The sequence below is a fragment of the Lactobacillus sp. UMNPBX16 genome, assembly GCF_002553775.1.
In the GTDB taxonomy this organism is placed as follows: Bacteria; Bacillota; Bacilli; order Lactobacillales; family Lactobacillaceae; genus Lactobacillus; species Lactobacillus crispatus.
Genome location: NZ_PCYU01000070.1, coordinates 1 through 438 on the forward strand (window position 1 = coordinate 1; position 438 = coordinate 438).

1 pseudogene is annotated in these 438 nt (G+C 42.9%); it reads right to left on the reverse strand.

The features are described from left to right. Positions 1-60: 60 nt before the first annotated feature. Positions 61-438 (reverse strand): annotated as a pseudogene (locus tag CP367_RS10215) (solute carrier family 23 protein); the annotation flags it as partial.

A 438-nucleotide genomic window follows, 5' to 3' on the forward strand; every position in this document is an offset into this window, starting at 1 on the left:
AAGATTAGACCAGCAAACGTGTGCCAAGTTTTCGGCCATTAATACCCCAACAATAATTCAAGCGTGTGCTGTAACTTGGGAAGTGAAAACACTCAAAATTAGACTGAAGATAGTTGAAATAAGGAAGAAAATACCAACCCAAACGGCAGTTAAACCGGTACGACCACCAACAGCGATACCAGAACTTGATTCAACGAAGGCACCGACAGGTGAGGTACCAAGAACAGAACCGACCAACATACCACTGGAATCAGCTGCTAGAGCTTCACCAGCACGTGGCATCTTGTTGTCCTTCATCAGACCTGCTTGTTGAACCAAACCAATTAAGGTACCAGTGGTATCAAAGAAAGTAACAAGTAAGAATGTAAAGACAACGATCCACATTTGAACGGTATTAATATCGCCAATATGGAAGACTGCTTGACCAAAAGTTGGAGC